The following is a 17,676-nucleotide window of genomic DNA, read 5'->3' as shown; positions in this document are numbered from 1 at the left end:
TGCTGCTCGTGTCATCGCCACTTCGGAGGTCGGGTGTACGTGGTCGCGCCGACGGTGAAGCTCTCGGGCAGAAGAGCCTGGCGGATCTTGTCGCGACCGATCTGCGACGACGCGGGCATCAGCTGCTTGAGTTCGCTCGAGAACCGCTTGGGTGGGAAGGCGGCGCCGATGAACATGTGCGGGCGGAATTGTTTGGCCGCCCTGACCGCGGGCGCAAGATCGCTGTCGGCGCTGATGATCAGTGCCGAGTCCATCGCGTTCGCAGCGGCGTCGCCCACAAGAGCAACGGCGATGTTGACGTCGGTCTCCTTCTCCTCGTGCACCGTACGCGTTGCGCGACAGTTGAAGCACGTCACGGTCTTCGCTTGATATCGGCCCTGCGTGACGCTGAAGACGTTGGTGTGACGCGCAGCGACGGCTGCCTGATGGTAGGCCTGACGACTGGCCGCGCCCGCATCGCCCAGCACAGGTGCGGTGAAGTACTTCACCGCGACGATGTGGCTGCGTGGGCGCAGGCTCTGCGCGAGTGCGACGAAGTCGATCCAGAGCGTCGAGCGTCCGAACTTGTCGTGCATGCCGTGATAGAAGTTGAAGCCGTCGATGTAGACGATGAGGCGCTCGTGCGGCGGTCCAGGAACGGGTGAGGCTGACAACAGACGACTCCAAATCGGTGCACGAGGTGATCACCTTCCTACCAGCGATCGTGTGTATAGTGTGGATACACCCCGCCCGGTTGTTCATCCCAACCGTGGCCCGACGCCCTCCCTCGTGGAGGGCGTCTTTGTGTCCGAGCCGGGTTGTCGAGCCATCGAGATTGCCATACAGATTAGGCCTTACTGCAGAGGCCTACTCGTGACGCTTGATGGGTGCCTTCCCCCGCGACCTCGCCTGATGCGTGGGACCACTACGCTCGCGAGCTCGGCCAGAACATCCAGCGGGAACGAGCGCGTGTCGGATACAGCCAGGACCGTGTGGCGTACGAGTCCAACCTGAGCCGCTACACGTACCAGAAGCTCGAGAAGGGTGAGTCGAAGCCCGGAACTCCCGCGAATCCGACCGTCAAGACTCTGCTGGCGGTAGCTCAGGTGCTCGACGTTCAGCTCACCGACCTCTTGCCCAGCGTGACGCCCGACCTCACGATCCGCTGAGGCACTTCGGCGTTGCGGGTGACAGCCCGCGACTACCAGGAGAGGCCTAATCTGTATGGCATTCTGCACTGTATGGGCGCTGCGGAACTCAACCAGGAGTCGTTCGTCATGGCGGTGGAAGATCCCTACCTCACCGCCCTGATCGGAACGATCGAGGAGCCCGCCGGATCCAGCACCGCAGCCCAAGCCGGCAGGCTGACGATCGCATGGTGGGACACACATGGCACTGGGCCGTCGTGCGCCGAACTCTTGAACGCGATGTTCACGAGCATCGCGTGGGACGACGTCATCGAAGACCCGGGACGGACACTCCTCGAACGCCGTGAACAGACCGAGCTCATCCAGCGCTGGCTGATCAGCTACTGGACCCGACTGGGCGCGATCGCCTTCATCCCCGGACACGACGACGTCGTACGGCCGGGACGAATCTATCCCGAGCCGGAGACTGACTGATCCATCACCGCCTGATAGGTTGGCCGGTTCTACGTCGAGGAGGAAGCATGCGCGAGATCTCAATCGCAGGCCGTACGGTCACGGTCTCGCTCGTCGCGACCACGCACGGCGAGGATGGCGATATCCAGCGCTACCTCGTCGAGGTGTCGGGCTCGGACGCCGCGACCCACCTCTCGATTCTCCGCATGACCAGCGCAGTCGATGCACGCGCAATGGCGTCGGCGATCGAGACCGAGCTCCTGCTCGACTATCCGGGCAGTCGTGACGACGGAGTCCTCCGCGATCCGAGCGTTCGCGCCTGGCGCGACGAGCATCGGACCGCAATCGAGGCCGCTCTCGGTCAGCTGCGTGACGAGATCGCTGGGATGCCGCCGGAGCCGGTCAGCGACCTCGAACGAACGCTGCTTCGCGCCTTCGAGATGGATCCCGACGCCCCGGATCCTGGCGATGCGTGAGTACCCCTGGTTCGACTTCGACCAAGTCGACTTCGTGACCTCTGACACCCACTTCAGTCATGCCCGCATCAGCGAGCTCGCCGACCGTCCCTTCTCAACCGTCGCGGAGATGGATGCCGCGCTGATTGGCCGGTGGAACGACGTTGTCGCTCCTGACTCCGTCGTGCTGCACCTGGGAGATCTCGCGCTCGGAGCGATCGCTGAATCCCTTCCGCTCACCGCACACCTGCACGGACGCCGACTCCTCGTCCCCGGCAACCACGATCGTGTCTCGCCCGCGACGCAGTCGAAACGGGCGATCGAGCGATTCCTGCCCATGTACGAAGCGGCGGGCTGGGAGATCCTCCCAGAGGTCGTCGAGGGCACCCGCCGCGGGTACCGGATCATCGCTTCGCACTACCCCTACGCCGGCGACAGCCAGGAACAGGATCGACACACTTCGCATCGCCCGCGCTGGGACGACGGCATCCCGCTCATCCACGGGCACACCCACGCACGGGACCATGGCCCGAATGGGCATCAGTTCCACGTCGGCGTCGACGCCCACGACTTCTCACCAGTCCCGTTCAGCGTGATCGACGGCTGGATCCTGAGCCTGCCGGGAATCGAGACTCGGCTGCAGACAGCGGTCCGCGAGGCTCGAGAGGTCCTCGCCGACCTGGACGATACGCCCCCACTCAACATGGACTTGATGTTCTTCATGCAGGCGTACGACGAAATTCACATGCACCTCGAAGAGCTGCTGGCGGCCGTTGACGAAGTCGGGCACCTTAATGGCGACGAGGGCAAGGGGTCCCGATAGGATCGGCCATACCCGGATAAATCCGGTTCAATCCGCATGGGGGCGTGAATGTCCGAGCCGTGGCTCTCTGCCGACGACATCGCTGAGCACTTGGGCGTGACCAAGGACACGATCTACGCCTGGATCTCCGACAAGGGGATGCCGGCGCACAAGGTCGGGCGTCTGTGGAAGTTCCAGGCGAGCGAGGTCGACGACTGGGTACGCAGAGGGGACGCAGGATCTCCGGACTGACCCAGTCGGCCGCGATGTCGGCGGCACGACGTATCCTGATCGACTTGCCATTTTCCAGGGGAGGAACCACGTGGACGCACCTGCGGTGACGCTGGCATCGCTGCGCGCCGGGCAACGCCTGCGCGGTGTCCTGCCCGGGCAGCCGGTGACACTCGTCGGCGTGACACCGCTGGACGACGCGCTCGTCGAGATCTTCTTCCGCGATGACTCGGGTCGGACCGGCGAACGCACCATCACCGAGCTCGATGCCGGCAAGCTCGAACTAGTCACGGAGCTGGGTAACGCGCCCGCGTTCGACGGCGACCCTGATGAGTTCCGCCTCGCGGCCGAGGCGCTCCGCATCAAGTACGCCGCGCTCTACGACCCGATGGCGGCGGTGAATAGCTCGGACGTCGATCCGTTGCCGCATCAGATCCGCGCAGTGTACGAGGAACTCCTCCCGCGAATCCCGCTGCGGTTCCTCCTCGCTGATGACCCCGGCGCGGGCAAGACGATCATGGCCGGCCTCTACCTCAAGGAGCTCATCCTCCGCGCCGACTGCGAACGAGCGCTCATCGTCGCGCCCGGCGGCCTCGTGGAGCAGTGGCGGGAAGAGCTGTCGCAGAAATTCGACCTCTCGTTCGAGATCTTCAACCGTCAGATGGTCGACGACGCGCAGGGCCGCAATGTGTTCGACGAGCACCCGTTCCTCATCGCACGGATGGACCAACTCTCCCGCAGCGATGACCTGATCGAGCAGCTCTCCGACGTCACCTGGGACGCTGTCGTCGTCGATGAGGCGCATCGCATGTCCGCGCACTACTCGTCATGGGCGGGTCAAGTCGACGAGACGAAGCGGTTCCGGCTGGGGCGGCTGCTCGCCGAGACCGCGCACAACTTCCTCCTCATGACCGCGACCCCGCACGCAGGCAAGGAAGAAGACTTCCAGCTGTTCATGTCCTTGCTGGACCGCGACCGGTTCGAGGGCCAGTTCCGCGCCGGCGTGCACCGCACTGACACGCGCGGCCTGATGCGGCGCATGGTGAAGGAAGAGCTCCTCACCTTCGAGGGCAAGCCTCTGTTCCCCGAGCGTCGCGCGTACACGGTCGAGTACGAGCTGAGCGACCCCGAGCGTGAGCTATATGAGCTGGTGACCGGCTACGTGCGCACCGAGATGGGTCGTGCGGAACGGCTCGCGCAGGCGGGCGACAAGAAGCGCGGCAACAACGTGGGGTTCGCGCTCACCGTGCTGCAGCGACGCCTCGCCTCAAGTCCGGAGGCGATCCTCCGATCGCTCGAGCGACGCCAAGTGCGACTCGAGACCCGTCTGCGGGAATGGCAGCGCGCGACCGACGAGGCCCGCTACAGCACCTCCATGACTGCGTCTATTGACGAGTGGTCAACCGGCCGCGTCGCACTCGACTTCGAGGACGCCTCCGCTTCGGCGCCAAGCTTCAACCCCGACGAGTTCGATGACCTCGATGAAGAAATCTCCGAAGAAGAACGAGCACAGTTCGAGGCCCGTGTCGACCAGGTGGTCGACCTTGCCACTGCGGCCGAGTCGATCGGTGAACTCCGCGCTGAGATCGCGATCCTCGAAGACCTCATCCGCGTCGCGCGCCGCGTCCGGTTGCTGGATGACGACAAGAAGTGGGTGGAGCTGCGCACGATCCTCGACGACCAGCTAGCCGAGGTTCTGCAAACGCACTCGCCTGTGAACATGCGCGTGCGCGCGGTTTCAGTCTACTCCCATCTGTGGACGGTGACCTTGCCGACTGTGCGGCCGTTCTCGACCAACTCGTGCGCCTCGCGGAGTGTGGTCGGTGAGATCGGCGCGAGTGTCGTTGTGGCCGTGGTGCGGATGCGGCCCTGATCTACAAGGTCAGCGACAGTGTTCAGGAGCTGGTGCTGTTCAATCATGTCCGGGGTCTGCCTGAGCGGGCGGGTGAACATCAGTTCCCAGTGCCAAGCGATGCTCTTGCCCTTGAGCGGGAACACGTCGCGCGGACCGTCGTCAATGGCGACAATATGCCCGAACGCTCGAACGATCCGCGCATAGGTTTCGATCTGCCCCGCGGAATGCGCGGTGAACAGCCAGTCCACGCCATCCTGCGCGACGGCGAGCACCTGCTCAGCCAGGTCGTCGCGGTGGTTCACCACATGCTCCGCGCCCAGGTTGCGCACCCAGGCGGAGCGTTCATCGTCGGAGGCGGTGGCGATCACGGTGACGTTCGGCAGGAGCGCGTCGGCCAGTGCCAGCATGATCGATCCGACTCCGCCGGTCGCGCCGATCACCAGCAGGGTGCCGGTCGAGTCCTCGGTAAGGGCGAGCCGCTCGAACAGGGTCTCCCAGGCGGTGATCGCCGTCAGCGGCAGCGCAGCAGCGTCGGCAAACGACAGCACCTGCGGCTTGCGCCCCGTAATCCGCTCATCCACAACATGCAGGCGCTGGTTCGTACCTGGCCGGTCGATGCTGCCCGCGTAGTACACCTCGTCACCCGGAGCGAACAGCGTCACCGCTGAGCCGACCTCGCGCACCGTACCGGCGGCGTCGAAGCCGAGCACCTTGAACCCGTTCGCAGGAGCGCCTTCCCGCAGTTTCACATCGACCGGGTTCACCGAGACCGCCTCGACCTCGACCAACAAGTCATGCGGTCCAAGTTCGGGCACCTCGACCTCGCGGGCGGTCAGCGCCTCGGGGTCGGTGGCGGGGAGGTTCTTCTCGTATCCGATCGCAGTCGTAGCCGTCATGCCAATTATGGTTCCCCAGACCTACTGGTTACCGTCAAGGCAACCTAGTACCCATCGGATACCATGAACGTATGAGTCAGACCGTGGATGAGTGCGACCGGAACGACGTGTACGCGGCCATGTGTCCGTGCCGCGACATGCTCGACCTGCTCGCCAACAAGTGGAGCGCCCTGGCCATCGGTGCGCTCGAAGACGGGCCGCAACGCAACGGGCAACTCAAACGACGCTTGGAAGGCGTCAGCCCCAAGGTGCTGTCCCAGACCCTCAAGCGTCTCGAAGACCACGGCCTGCTCACTCGCACCGTCTACCCCGAGGTTCCCGCTCGCGTGGAGTACGAACTTACTGACCTCGGACACAGCGCAGCCGCCCCGTTGAAGCATCTGCGCGACTGGGTTGAACACAACGTCGGAACCGACCAGTAGCGACCCCCTCGGCGCTACATCGAGCCAGGAGTCCCGGCCTCCGCGTAATACCGCGTCAACACAGACGAGGCGTCGCGGTCGCCGTCACCGGACACGACAGAGTTCAGCAGGTACCGGTACCCGTCACCGGTCGTCATCACCCTAATTGATAACGTCACACCTAGAAGGTGCGAAGTAACCGACGCGCGAGCACAGGAGCGCTTCTGTCATTTCGAAGGCGAGACTTCGCGCGATTGGGATTCGCCGGGCCATCCTTCTTCTCTTTCGTCGAACGTCACCGCAACACCGTGTCGCTGGGGTTCGTGAAATCTTCTTCCGGAAGCGAAACCCAGGTACTGCGCCATGAGGAACTCGCCGCAGCGATGCACAGGCGTTCGACAGTTCGGTCGCACGAACCGATCGTTTGTTAACGGACGGCACTGTACGTCGATCGAAAGTCGCGCCGACACCCCCTGCGAATTCGCGTCGCGGGATAGTTTGCCAGGATCCGGCGATCAGCGTGGTGCGCATCAAGGAGGTGCGCAGCGGCCTCAGCACGAGGAGCCTGCCCGCGAGGCCGACCACCCCGCCCCTAGGAACGGTAGGAGTGCGACGTCGGGGCGAGCTGGGGGCCACCCCCCGAGACCGAAAGTAGCACCGCAGCGACGATAAGCGCCACGCCAACCAGGGTGGTCGTCAGCTCCCCGACCAACGAACCGATCCATCCGCGTTCCTGGAGGTCTCGGAACATCCTTATGCTCAGCCCGAACGTTCCGTTCGAGCTGCGAACCGATCGTCTCGATGCGTCGTGGCAGACGCCTCAGCTGTCCACCGATGACCTGGAGTTGCACGCGGCCGTCGGCGAACATCTCCCTTGAGTCCATCGCCAGACGTATGAAATGAGGAGTTCGAGCAAGGGCCCGATCGACCAAGTCGTAGTCGGCAACGAGCTGGCACAGCGTTCCCTCGAGTGACACGAAGGAAACGACTGGCGTTCTCCTCCGCTGTTGGGGACGTCGGGTCGGCTGAAATAATGGCCGGGACGATACGGTGGCGAGTCAGAGCGCCGTGATCCACCGCGCGATCTCGTCAGCGAGCTCGTCGCTATTGTCTTCGACCATCAGCATGTGGCCGTTCCCAGCGAGAACAGGCAGTTCGGACGACCAGAAGGTGACGGCGGCGCCCTGATCGGTGAGCCAGGCCACGATGTCCTGATCCAGCTGCGAGGGGTGGTCGGTATCGGCTCCACCCGTGAAGACGAGAATCGGCTTGTTCGTGAACGCGTCGGTCGGCCCGATCCTCATTTGGCTCCCACCGATGTTCTGACGCTGATAAAGCATCCGGGCCGGGATCGGCCGAAGGGTGCGGCGGAACACCTCGATGCACTCGCGGGGGAACCGCCGGCTGGGTCCGATGGCCTTGTCGTTCACGAAGGCGCTTGTGGGTTCCCAGAAACCCATCTTCGGGATGGTCCAGTCGATGGCCGCTCCACGGATGGAGACCTCCTGGTCGGACTCCCTCACGATCTCGGGCACCGCCTGTACATTTCCAGGCGGGCCCGGAGCGACGGCTACGAGCCCGTCGATGAGATCGCCATGCGTCTCTAGGAGGCGGAAGCCAATCGGACCTGCCATCGAGTGCACGACCAGCACGACGTTCCGGCCGAGACCAGAGAGGAACACGCCCATCCCTCGGCACACGCTCTCATAGTCCAGCCGCGCAGACGCCGCACGATCATCGACGTGTTGGGCCGCCTCATAGGACAACCCCAGCCAGTCCACCACCAGCACACCGTAGCCAAGCGATACCAATCGTGCCGCCCAGCCCTGTCGGCCGTCGGGCGTCTCGAGATAGCACTCCTTCGAGACACCACCCCCGTGCACGAGGACGATCCACCGAGCAGGCGCACCCGACGGCGCCAGTTCGGTGTACGAGATCGGCGCGACGTCGTCTGGGCGTGAAATCGAATCCATAGCTTCCCCAGGCCTGTTAGGCAATGACGGCGTCGAGGGCCCGTGCGAGCCTCTCCGGATGCGTGAGCATCACCAAATGGCTTCCGTCGATCTCGATCGTGCGCGGACTATCAAGCCGCCCGGCCGCGGCCTGGTAGATCTCAGCGGGAACGGCCTGGTCCTGAGCGAGGAACACATAACTTGACGGGATGCTGCTCGCCCAGAACTGGTCGAGGCGGATCGGCTCATTGGACCAGCCTGCCGGCGTTGGGACGAGCCTCGGCTCGAGCGCGGCGAGCTGCTGCTGCTCGAACGGGGACATGTCCTGCATAGACGCGGCCCAGAGCTCAGGCGGCATGACGATGGTGTTGTCGTCGGACTGACTCGCAAGCGCCTTCATCGCTGCGACCAACGGATCGGGGAGCACGTCGTTAATGGTCTCGCCGTCGCGCAGCACCCAGGCGTCGACGAAGACGACCCGGCCGATGCGCTCGGGCATCGCCTCAGCGACGAGTTGGATGAGCGGACCTCCGCCGCTATGACCGACGAGCACGATGTCGAGCTGGGTGAGCTCTCTTACCTGATCGATCAGATCGCGCGCCATCATGCTCATCGTGACGCCGGAGCGGTCCACGTCACCGTCTTCGAGACCGCGCAGCGTCGGCGCGATCACCTCGTGCCCCATTCTGCGCAATTCGTCGGCGACGCCGTCCCACGCCCAGCCGCCTACCCATCCGCCGTGCACCAGTACGATCTGCATTGATCATCCTCTTCGCATATTTATCTGCTGAGCAGAACTTGTTCCTAACTAGAAGACACAATAGCTTGCGCGGCGCCAACAGTCCAGCATGGCTCGAGCTCTCTTCAGAACGCGCCGAACGACCCCTGCACCAGGTCGCAGGGGAAAGAGACGACGAGCCTTCAGGAGGTCAGGTCGGCCAGACGTACGGCTGCCTCATCGAGGAGTGCGACGAGGGTCTTCACCTTGCGGGGAGGCAAGCGGAACACCGGGGCAGATGCGTTGATCGCCAACCGCAGCCCGCTCGCCGAGGGAACGGCCACGGCCACCGAGGCCACGCCCTCCTCGCTCTCCTCCCGGTTCGTTGCATAGCCCTGCTTCGCGACAAGATCCAGTTGTGCGAGGAGCTCGGTCTTGGTACGGATCGACTGCGGAGTCACCTGTGAGAGTTGCTCGTCGGGGTAGAGACGGTCCAATTGTTCTCGCGGGAGCTGCGCCAGGAGAACCTTTCCCGTGGAGGTGCAATGGGCCGGCATCTCCTTGCCCAACCGTGAAGCGACTCGCACCGCCGTCGTCGGTTCCGCGACCGGGGTCGTGCCCGACGTGAACCAGATCCAGCTCAGCCCCGACATCGCCCGTACCGTTCCTCGACGCGCGCACGAGGTGCTCGGTATCGTGACCGAGAGCTGGAGCCCGCTCGGCCGCGGGCCCGAGCTGCGGGAGAACCCGACGATCGTGCAGATCGCGGCGGACGTCGGACGAACGGCGGCACAGGTGGTGCTCCGCTGGCACGTGCAGCAGGGCCTCGTGCCGGTGCCGAGATCGTCAGACCCCAAACGCCTGGTCGAGAACCTCTCGGTCTTCGACTTCCGCCTTAGCACCGACCAGATGGCCACGCTTGCGTCCCTCGACAACGGCGAAGCCGCCGCGCGGGACTCTGACCTGCCCGAGAACGGTCATTAGTCCACCAAGAACACCAAAATCGTCACCGATCTGGTAAATTCAGCGCGCTCTGGAGACGCAGCAGAACGCCTCGCGCGGCTCCTGGACATTCGACTACACGCAGGACCGGCTCTCCGCCATCATGCGCTGCACACACGACCGCTGCCTCGAGACCGCCGACGAATACGGCTCGCCAGGCTTGCCCGGTGGACTTCGGCGACTGCGCGAAGCAACTGACCGGCGGCGAAGGTGATGGCTCGAACGTAGGCGCGATCTGCCTTGCTCGCCTCACCTTCGGCTCGCTCGACAGCCGCGTCCAAACCATCGCGAAGTCGCGTGCACTGCAGATGGCGGCGAGGGAGAGAGTAAGTTCTGCAGTGTGCCCGATCGGGAACAGGGGGTGGGCTTTAGTACCCCTGCCCGAATTCGCGAAGTCTGGGCCACAGATCGCCGCCGACGACGCCGAAGACCCCTACGTCCGCCAGCATGCCGCCGAAGCCCTGCTTGAGATCAACGAAGACCGGAAAGTCAACGGCCGCTACCTCGCCGTCAAGACCCGACAGAACCTCGCCCGCCTCACCGACTTCGCCGAACACACCCGTCGGTTTCCCTGCCTCTTCCGCCTCGATCAACGCCACCTGTGCACCCCTATCAGCGGGAGCGAGGGTCTCGGGAAGCTTCTCAAGCCGACGGGCAACTCGCTCGGCAGTGCTTGCGAATCGGCGGTACGGACGACCCAACTGTTCGCTCGTGTTGGGGTCCTGGCCGTGCCCCATGAGACGGCGGAGCTGCTCCTCGCTGACCTCACCACCGGGTTCGACGGCGCCAGAAATGTACGCGAGACCCGATCCGAGCCATGAGCCCGGCGGCGTGCTGTTCAGTCGTTCAGCCGGTGGAGCCAGTAGCCGGGTTCGCGGCGCTCGTGGGCGTAGGCGAGGATCAGGATCGTGTCCGGCTCCACCGTGTAGACGATGCGGTACGGGTATCCGCGAACGGCCTTGCTGCGGATCACGGTGCCATCGTCAGCGGTCGTGAATGGTGGGGCGGCGTTCGGCCATTGGTCGAGGTCTTTCCGGGCTTGCCTTGCTCGGTCGATGAGCGCAAGGCCGATCCCTGGCTCCTGGTCTTCGTACCAGCGCACGGCGGCGTCGAACTCCGCGACGGCCTCGGGGTGCTCTCGCTGGGCCAAGGTCATGCGGTGAGCAAGGCGCGCAAACGCTCGTAGTGCTCGTCGGCATCCACCAGATCGACCGCACCCTCACGCACCTCGGCCAGTCGCCGGGTAGCCTCGGCACGCCAGGCTGCATCGACCTCGCTCTCGTCGTCTGCATCATGGAGGCTTTCGAGCAGGGCGTTAGCGACGACCGCGCGCTGATCGGCGTCGAGCGCGAGGCCGTCTCGGATCAGAGTTGCGGTGTCGGGTGTCATGTATTCAAGTGTACGTCGAACGGCCGACAATCGCGCTGGGCGTCTGTGGCTCGGGTTGCGGGGCTGCTGTGAACGTCACGCCGACGCGACGTGCTGCTGATGCTCATAGGCCGCGTGCTGGCCCGTCATGTCGCGGGTCGTTGCGCCGCGGGTCGCGTTCGGTCGGCTCGCGGAGTTGCCGTTCGCGTTCGGCGAGTGCTTGCTGCCTTGCTTCGTGCTCGGCGCGGGTGGTTTCGATCCGTGCGGCGGCGTCGCGGATCGGTAGCGCGCGGAGGTAGTCGGCCTCGGCTCGGAGCGCGGTGGCTTGCTGGTGCGCCTGTCCTGCTTGCTGTGCTGGGTTCGGCAGTCGCATCCCGACCCGGTGGCGCATCACCGCCTGCGGCCCGTACTCGCTGACCAGCAACGCCCGGCGTTCCTGCTCGTGCCGCTGCCGCAACTCGTCACGGTCGGCTCGCGCGGCCTCGACGTGCTGGGCGGCGTCGATCACGCGGGGATCGGCCTCGGCGCGACGCTCGGCCTGTCGTGCCGCCCACTCGGGCAGGGTGTCGGTGGTGCGGGGTGGTTCGCCCCATGTTTCGCGCACCCGTGCCCGAACCGTCCGGGTGTGCTCGCTCGTCTGGCGGTGCTCCGCGCGGGCCTTGCGCCTGCCGAGCCTGCCGACGGTGGCGAGTCGGCTGCTTGCGGCGGCCTCGCGCTCGACAGCATCGAGATAGGTGGTGCCGTCTGCCTCGGCCTGCACCGTCAACGGTTCCGCGATTTCGGCACGGATGCGCGCCGCCTCGTCCTCGGCGTGGCGGAGCACGTCGGCGTGCTCGTCGTCCTCGGTCTTGTGTGTTGCGCGCTGGGCGTCGAACCTGGCAGCGGTCTGCTCCCAGCGTTCCGCCGCACGTTCGGCTCGTTCGGCTTCGGCGGTGAGGCGGGCGAGTTCTTCGGTGATGAGCTGCACGGGGCCATCGCTGACGAGGCCTTGCACGGCGTCGATGGCTTGGGCGGTGGCGTGGTCGAGGCCACGGTCTGCCGGGTCGCGTTCCATCGCCTCAACGAACCGCGCCCGCGCATCCGCCATATCAGCGGCGACGACGTGGAGTTGGTTCTGTTGGCGGCCTCTCGTCATGCCGACGTAGACGCCTGCCGCGCTCGTCGCCTCCGACAAGGCCGTGTGGGAGGCATCGACGGTTGCGCCTTGGACGCCGTAGGCGGTCGCGGCATACGACAGGTGCGCCCACTCGCTCACGTACTCGGCGGGGAGGGCGACGGTGCGGCTGTGCTTGCCTCCGCCGCTGACTTCGCGGGCGTAGACGCTGCCCTCGTCGGTCACATGCTGCACGATCCATTGCTGCCGGTTTGCCACGCCGAGGTCGCTGCTGTTCTTCCGGGTCTGGATCAGGTCGCCAGCGCCGATGCTCAGCCCGTCGCTGCCGGTCGTCGTCATAGTGTCGTCGACCTCGCCGCGCTCGACCCGCCCGGCGCGGATGTGCTCGTTCAGCTCGGTGGCCTCGTCGTTGGTGGCGACGGTGATCGCTTCGCCGTCGTGGGCGTGGGCGGTGATGTGCTCGCGGGCCGCTTCCTCGTCGGCATGCAAGGTCACGAGGCCCATCGTGGCGAGTCGGTCGAACACGTCGCCGGGGTGCTCCCGGTCACGCATGACCAACGTCAACGCCGCATACTCGGCATCGGTGAACCTGTGGAGTTCGGTCATGTCGTAGGTACGGCCACGAATCTGGGCGGCCATGTCGAGCACCCCGCCGCGCCCGACCGCCGGGAGCTGCGCCCGGTCGCCCACGAACGCGACCGACGCGCCTGCCTCGGCGGTGACGGTCAGCAGAGCGAGGGCGGTGTCCTGGTCGAGCATCCCCGCTTCGTCCACGATCACCCGCTCACCCCGCGACAGCACGGCGTCGTTTGGTGGGCCGGTGTAGATGTTCCCGGTTGCAGGGTCGGTGTCGCCGGGTGCGAGGCGTGTCCATACGCCGTCCTCGTTCCACCGCCACCCATGCGCATACACGAGCGCCGCGACGGAGGTTGCGGGCACGCCGAGTTCTTCGTGGGCGACCTGCGCCGCACGCAACGTCGGCGCAACCACCCGCGAGGATCGCCCGTGCTCGGCTGCAACCTCGATGGCGACGCCGAGCATGGTGGTCTTGCCTGCGCCCGCCGCGCCCTCGACAATCACGAGCGGGTTGGTCGAGGCGACGGCAGCGGCGGCCACGGTCTGCCCGGTGTCGAGTCCGGCGGCTTGCGCAGCGTCGGTCACGTCGGGGTGCTTCGGCTCCCGTTCCGGCGTCGCGGCGGTGAGTTGGTCGCGGAGTGCGGTCTCGGCGGCGACGACGCCAAGGCTGGTGAGGTGGGCGACGTGCTCGGGTTGCACCATGCCCGGCGGCAGCACCGAGAAACAATCCGAGGCGGCGAGTCCGGTGGCGAGGTCGATGAACTCGCGCAACTCCGCCGGGGTCGCTTGCACGCCTGCCTCGGTGGTGATGCGGGTGACGTGCTCTCGCACGGTGTGCGGTGTCCAGGTCGATGCAGCCGCCGCGCAGCGATCCAGCGCACGACTGGCGACCTGTTGCACGCTGAGGTCATCCAGCGATGCCGGCGCAACGGTGTCGGGGTGCTGCAAGCTCTCGGGGTGGTAGCCGGCGTCTCGGAGTTCCTGCTGCCACCACTGCTCGTTCTTCAAGTCCGCCGGTTTCTTGCCGGGCCGCTGGAACGCCCACGCCGCGTCCTGCATCCGAGCGGTCAACACCGGGCCGGGCGTCTCGCCGGGATGCTTCGCTTGCCACTCGGCCTCCATGCGTTCCAGGTTGCGTCTGATCTGCGCCGACCGCTTCGACATGACGGCGTTGAACGGCTCCAACTCCACAACCTCACCGCTTACGGGGTCGAGGGTCAGGCCATGCTCGGAGAGCGTGGCGGCGAGCTGGGGGTGCGCGGCGATCACCGCCGTACCGAGAGCACGGATCGCGCCCTGCTGCTGGAACAACGCCGCCGTGGTCAGCGCCCGCCACTTCCCGCCCGCCCACACCCTCGTGCCAATCTGGAAATGGATATGCCGGTGCGGATCACCCGCACGACTCGTCTTGTGCGTGATCGCGACGGTCTGCATGTGCTCGACCGGCAGCACCTCCTGCGCGCCGCGCGGCCCCGCCAACGTGACCGAATGCTGACCAAGGAAGTGCTGAATCTCCCGCGCCGCATCCCGCTGCGTCGCGTCCAACGCCTCGGACACGTCCGGGTGGAGTGCGGCGGCGACCGACAGGCTCTTCGGCGCGTTGATCGTCATCTCCGCGAACAACGGCGACCCCCGACGCACCTTGCCCGGCTTGCGCGGGGTACCCATCGACTCCCCGGTGTCCGGGTTCACCCAATCGACCCAGGCTTCGTACTCATCCGCCGACAGCGACCGAGCAGCGGTGACCTCGCCGGTCGCGTCGATCACGGCGTACTCGGCCACGGCCTGGTCTGCGCCGAGGTAGTACTCGTCAGCGCGGGAGCGGTCGGCCTCGACATAGGCGCGCGCGGCAGCACCGCTGCCGTGGAACAGCTTCACTCCACCCTTCACTCTGGCCTCCCTCACGAGTCGTCTCGTGAGAGAGGTGCGCACTACGGCCCCGCCGTAAAATACGTGCCTCACTGAGATAGGGGGCAGATGACTGATGGAGCCGAGCGTCAGCGCGAGAGCGTCGCACAGAGTGTCGCTGGCAAGAGTTGGCGTCACAAAGTTCGAGGGAACTTTCGGAGTTCGGTTCGATGAAGTGACTAGTCTTCTCGGCGAACTTCGTGACCTGATTACTGCCCGATGAGTCTTCGGGCAGCGGTGACGACGGAGGCACGGCGGCGTGCGTGTTCGGCGTCGCTCTCGGCTCCGGTGATCATGCGGGCGACCTGCGGTACCGCTGACCACCATCCGGCGAGTGAGAGCACGAGGAACATCAGGTGGTCGGCGTCGAGGTCGCTCGTTACTGTGCCCTTGGCCTGTCCGTCGGTCATGGCGGCGACTTTGTATCCGTAGTATTCGCGCCGCTCGGCCTCGTCGGGTACTTCGGTGTCGAAGACGAGCCCTTCCCAGCGCATGAGCCTGCCGAGTTCGGGGTGCTCGCGGTGGTAGTCGTAGACGCGCCCGGCGTAGTCGCCCACGTCCTCGGTTGCGAATGATTCGACGGGCACGTCGCGGGCTACCTTCGCCAGTTCCTCGCGCAGTACGGTGGCGAAAAGTCTGTCCTTGCCCCCGAAGTGCGTGTAGACGCGCTCCTTGTTCACCCCGGCGGCCTTGGCGATGCGCTCGATGGTCGTGCCGTGCGGCCCGTGCGCGGCGAACTCGGCCACCGCCGCGTCGAGGATGCGGCGCTTCCTGCCCTCAACATCCCAGCCCATCGTTCCCACCTCCCGTCTCGTGCGGTAAACCCAACGCTCACGTTGCGTCTTCGCGGTTAGCCTACTACAGTCAAATCCAACGGAAACGTTGGATTTGGAGTGGTGGTGTCTGCGAACTCGACGGAACAGATAGCGGGAGCAGGCGAGGCGCGCGAGCACCCGGCAGGGAACGGCGTGGTCGTGCTGCTCGTGGTCACGGCGCTGCTGGTGCTCACGCAGTTGTACGCGGCAATCCCGCTGATCGCCCCGATCGGTGCGGAACTCGGCTCTGATGTGACGTTCGCGCTCTCGACGGTGTTCAGCGTGTGCTATGCGGTCGGGTTCCTGATCTGGGGGCCGTTGGCCGATCAGTACGGGCGGAAGCGGATCATGCTCATCGGCCTGGTGTATCTCACCGTCGCGACCATCGCCTGCGGCTTCGCCTCCACGGTGCCGATGCTTGCTGCGCTGCGCGGGGTGCAGGGGGTGATGGCGTCGAGTTTCGCGCCGGTTGCGCTCGCGTATCTGGCCGAAGCGACCCCGCTGAAGCGTCGGGCAACGGCGATCGGGGCCATGTCGACGGCATTCCTCGTTGCCGGGATCGCAGGCCAAGTACTCGCCTCCGCGCTCAGCCTGACGTTGGGCTGGCAGTGGGTGTTCATCCTCTCCGGCATCATGCTCGGCCTCGGCATGATCGGCGTCGCCGTGCTCGTCACCGAGCCGCACAGTCGCAGAGACGATGCGAGCCTGGTGCGTCGCTTCGCCGTAGTCGGGAGGGTCGCCACACGCCCCTCGGTGCTGCTACTGAGCCTCGCGCACCTAACGCTGCTGTTGTCGTTCGTCGGCATGTACACCGGCCTCGGCCCGCACCTGACCGACCTCTGCCTGGACTCATCGCAGGTGATCTGGCTCCGCCTCGTCGGGCTGCCGGGCATGTTCGCCTCCCTCTTCGCGGGCGCTATTGCGAAGCGTCTCGGCGGCGCGGGGGTTGCACGTGCCGGGTTCGCCCTCGCCGCGATTGGGCTGCTGATCGAAGCCGCACTCTCGGCATCCCTCGCGGGCACGGCGCTGGCGAGTCTCGTGTGAGTCACTGGGGTCGCGCTCGCGGTGCCCGCGATGATCACCCTGTTCGGCGAGACCGCCGCCCCGAACCGGGCCGGTGGGATGGCGCTCAACGGATTCGTGCTGTTCCTCGGTGCCAGCGTCGGCCCACTCACTGCCTACCTGGGCTTGGACTTCCCGATCCTGCTCGTCAGTCTCGCCGCGCTCATGGTGCTCGCCGTCGCCAGCCTCACCGGGTTCGCCCGACTCACCCGCACGCCCGCTTCGGAGGTACCTGTATGACTCGCATCCTGATTCTCGGCGCGACCGGGCGCACCGGAGCCGCCATCCTCGCTCATCTCCCCGCAGGCATCGAGGCGACCGCTGCGCTGCGCGATCCGGCAGACACCACGCGGCTCGCCAAGACTGCTGCATCGCTGACCTCCACGGTCGTGAACATCGCTGAGAACGCCAGTCTCACGCAAGCAATGCACGGCATCGACGTCGTCATGAACGCGATCCGACTGCGTGAGGACATCGCCCCGACCGAACTCGTGGCCGTACATGATCGACTCATCGAGGCAAGCACCAAGGCCAACGGCGCTCCGGCCCGGATCGTCACGGTCGGCGGAGCAGGAGCACTCCGACTCCCTGGAGACAGACGGTTCTGGCAAGACCCCCGGTTCCCAGAACCCACACTGCCGCGCGGGAGAGCACACGCCATGCTGCGCGACCACCTCGAAGCGGGCAACGCAGGATCAGAATGGGCGTATCTGATCCCGCCGCCCGTCTACGAACCGGAGGGGCCGACGACAGCACGCTGGGAACGAGTCTCCCCTTCCACAGACGAGACTGCGTTCACCCGACAAGCGATCAGTTATGCCGACTTCGGAGCGGCAGTCGCGGAGACTTCCACCAAGGACGACACTCGCACGCAACTCATCGCATGGCCCAGTGAACTGACAGAAAAGCACCCGATGAGTGGATAGGCGCATCTCCCCGCC

Annotated in this window: 20 protein-coding genes and 2 pseudogenes; 12 read left to right on the top strand and 10 right to left on the bottom strand. The window is 65.8% G+C overall.

Annotated elements, in window-relative coordinates; all coding sequences use genetic code 11:
• Positions 1-11 precede the first annotated feature (11 nt).
• The gene (locus tag ACGG9C_RS05770; protein WP_036295197.1) at positions 12-653 is read right to left on the bottom strand and encodes an NYN domain-containing protein; all 642 of its coding nucleotides are present in this window, start codon (positions 651-653) and stop codon (positions 12-14) included.
• A gap of 213 nt (positions 654-866) precedes the next feature.
• Here ACGG9C_RS05770 and ACGG9C_RS05765 point away from each other — a divergent pair, with 213 nt between their 5' ends.
• The 6 genes and pseudogenes from ACGG9C_RS05765 to ACGG9C_RS05740 form a co-directional block, all read left to right on the top strand.
• On the top strand, positions 867-1,148 hold the full coding sequence (locus tag ACGG9C_RS05765; RefSeq protein WP_036295200.1) for a helix-turn-helix domain-containing protein: 282 nt from the start codon (positions 867-869) through the stop codon (positions 1,146-1,148).
• 72 nt (positions 1,149-1,220) lie between these two features.
• A complete protein-coding gene (locus ACGG9C_RS05760; RefSeq protein WP_195692257.1) occupies positions 1,221-1,601 on the top strand; it encodes a hypothetical protein in 381 nt (126 codons plus the stop codon).
• Between the two features lie 47 nt (positions 1,602-1,648).
• Positions 1,649-2,056 (top strand): hypothetical protein, encoded by a 408-nt coding sequence (locus ACGG9C_RS05755; RefSeq protein ID WP_195692258.1) that lies wholly within the window; start codon positions 1,649-1,651, stop codon positions 2,054-2,056.
• Positions 2,049-2,858: a hypothetical protein gene (locus ACGG9C_RS05750; protein WP_195692259.1), complete on the top strand. Its 810-nt coding sequence runs from the start codon at positions 2,049-2,051 to the stop codon at positions 2,856-2,858. The genes ACGG9C_RS05755 and ACGG9C_RS05750 overlap by 8 nt, the downstream gene beginning before the upstream one ends.
• Positions 2,859-2,906: 48 nt before the next feature.
• Entirely contained in the window at positions 2,907-3,089 is a 183-nt protein-coding gene (locus ACGG9C_RS05745) for a helix-turn-helix domain-containing protein (protein ID WP_036294314.1), read from the top strand.
• A 367-nt stretch (positions 3,090-3,456) separates the two neighbouring features.
• A pseudogene (locus ACGG9C_RS05740) lies at positions 3,457-4,044 on the top strand (DEAD/DEAH box helicase); the annotation flags it as partial.
• A 767-nt stretch (positions 4,045-4,811) separates the two neighbouring features.
• Here ACGG9C_RS05740 and ACGG9C_RS05735 read toward each other — a convergent pair.
• Positions 4,812-5,819, bottom strand: a complete 1,008-nt coding sequence (locus ACGG9C_RS05735; RefSeq protein WP_024476678.1) for a zinc-binding alcohol dehydrogenase family protein — start codon at positions 5,817-5,819, stop codon at positions 4,812-4,814.
• A 71-nt stretch (positions 5,820-5,890) separates the two neighbouring features.
• Between ACGG9C_RS05735 and ACGG9C_RS05730 the strand changes: the two genes are divergently transcribed.
• Positions 5,891-6,241 (top strand): helix-turn-helix domain-containing protein, encoded by a 351-nt coding sequence (locus ACGG9C_RS05730; RefSeq protein WP_024476679.1) that lies wholly within the window; start codon positions 5,891-5,893, stop codon positions 6,239-6,241.
• Between the two features lie 1,037 nt (positions 6,242-7,278).
• Here the strand turns inward: ACGG9C_RS05730 and ACGG9C_RS05725 are convergent.
• The 3 genes from ACGG9C_RS05725 to ACGG9C_RS05715 all read right to left on the bottom strand — a co-directional run bounded on the left by ACGG9C_RS05725 (position 7,279) and on the right by ACGG9C_RS05715 (position 9,447).
• Complete coding sequence (locus ACGG9C_RS05725; protein ID WP_024476680.1) at positions 7,279-8,193, bottom strand: alpha/beta fold hydrolase; 915 nt, start codon at positions 8,191-8,193, stop codon at positions 7,279-7,281.
• A 16-nt stretch (positions 8,194-8,209) separates the two neighbouring features.
• Positions 8,210-8,932, bottom strand: coding sequence for an alpha/beta fold hydrolase (locus tag ACGG9C_RS05720; RefSeq protein WP_024476681.1), 723 nt, complete (start codon positions 8,930-8,932; stop codon positions 8,210-8,212).
• Between the two features lie 161 nt (positions 8,933-9,093).
• Positions 9,094-9,447 (bottom strand): IclR family transcriptional regulator, encoded by a 354-nt coding sequence (locus tag ACGG9C_RS05715; RefSeq protein WP_229382131.1) that lies wholly within the window; start codon positions 9,445-9,447, stop codon positions 9,094-9,096.
• On the opposite strand from ACGG9C_RS05715, the gene ACGG9C_RS05710 reads away from it, so the two are divergent.
• Both ACGG9C_RS05710 and ACGG9C_RS05705 read left to right on the top strand, forming a co-directional pair.
• A complete protein-coding gene (locus ACGG9C_RS05710; protein WP_024476682.1) occupies positions 9,425-9,874 on the top strand; it encodes an aldo/keto reductase in 450 nt (149 codons plus the stop codon). The two genes, ACGG9C_RS05715 and ACGG9C_RS05710, sit on opposite strands and share 23 nt — an antisense overlap.
• A gap of 46 nt (positions 9,875-9,920) precedes the next feature.
• Positions 9,921-10,052: pseudogene (locus ACGG9C_RS05705) on the top strand (hypothetical protein); the annotation flags it as partial.
• A 208-nt stretch (positions 10,053-10,260) separates the two neighbouring features.
• Here the strand turns inward: ACGG9C_RS05705 and ACGG9C_RS05700 are convergent.
• The 5 genes from ACGG9C_RS05700 to ACGG9C_RS05680 form a co-directional block, all read right to left on the bottom strand.
• On the bottom strand, positions 10,261-10,686 hold the full coding sequence (locus tag ACGG9C_RS05700) for a hypothetical protein (protein WP_231734932.1): 426 nt from the start codon (positions 10,684-10,686) through the stop codon (positions 10,261-10,263).
• A 44-nt stretch (positions 10,687-10,730) separates the two neighbouring features.
• Positions 10,731-11,048 (bottom strand): type II toxin-antitoxin system RelE/ParE family toxin, encoded by a 318-nt coding sequence (locus ACGG9C_RS05695; protein ID WP_024476684.1) that lies wholly within the window; start codon positions 11,046-11,048, stop codon positions 10,731-10,733.
• Positions 11,045-11,281, bottom strand: a complete 237-nt coding sequence (locus tag ACGG9C_RS05690) for an addiction module protein (RefSeq protein WP_024476685.1) — start codon at positions 11,279-11,281, stop codon at positions 11,045-11,047. The genes ACGG9C_RS05695 and ACGG9C_RS05690 overlap by 4 nt, the downstream gene beginning before the upstream one ends.
• Positions 11,282-11,384: 103 nt before the next feature.
• A complete protein-coding gene (mobF, locus tag ACGG9C_RS05685; RefSeq protein WP_200951266.1) occupies positions 11,385-14,828 on the bottom strand; it encodes a MobF family relaxase in 3,444 nt (1,147 codons plus the stop codon).
• Between the two features lie 239 nt (positions 14,829-15,067).
• Positions 15,068-15,652 (bottom strand): TetR family transcriptional regulator, encoded by a 585-nt coding sequence (locus ACGG9C_RS05680; protein WP_024476687.1) that lies wholly within the window; start codon positions 15,650-15,652, stop codon positions 15,068-15,070.
• Between the two features lie 105 nt (positions 15,653-15,757).
• Here ACGG9C_RS05680 and ACGG9C_RS05675 point away from each other — a divergent pair, with 105 nt between their 5' ends.
• The 3 genes from ACGG9C_RS05675 to ACGG9C_RS05665 are packed head-to-tail and all read left to right on the top strand — an operon-like array spanning position 15,758 to position 17,661.
• Positions 15,758-16,717, top strand: coding sequence for an MFS transporter (locus tag ACGG9C_RS05675; protein ID WP_199732620.1), 960 nt, complete (start codon positions 15,758-15,760; stop codon positions 16,715-16,717).
• 30 nt (positions 16,718-16,747) lie between these two features.
• Positions 16,748-16,975: a hypothetical protein gene (locus ACGG9C_RS05670; protein ID WP_197425747.1), complete on the top strand. Its 228-nt coding sequence runs from the start codon at positions 16,748-16,750 to the stop codon at positions 16,973-16,975.
• Positions 16,972-17,661, top strand: coding sequence for an NAD(P)-dependent oxidoreductase (locus tag ACGG9C_RS05665; protein ID WP_024476688.1), 690 nt, complete (start codon positions 16,972-16,974; stop codon positions 17,659-17,661). The genes ACGG9C_RS05670 and ACGG9C_RS05665 overlap by 4 nt, the downstream gene beginning before the upstream one ends.
• Positions 17,662-17,676: the final 15 nt, after the last annotated feature.

Origin of the sequence: Microbacterium sp. MTN4-26 (assembly GCF_042846595.1) — a bacterium.
GTDB lineage: Bacteria > Actinomycetota > Actinomycetes > Actinomycetales > Microbacteriaceae > Microbacterium > Microbacterium luteum.
This window is presented reverse-complemented; position numbering and strand designations above follow the sequence as displayed.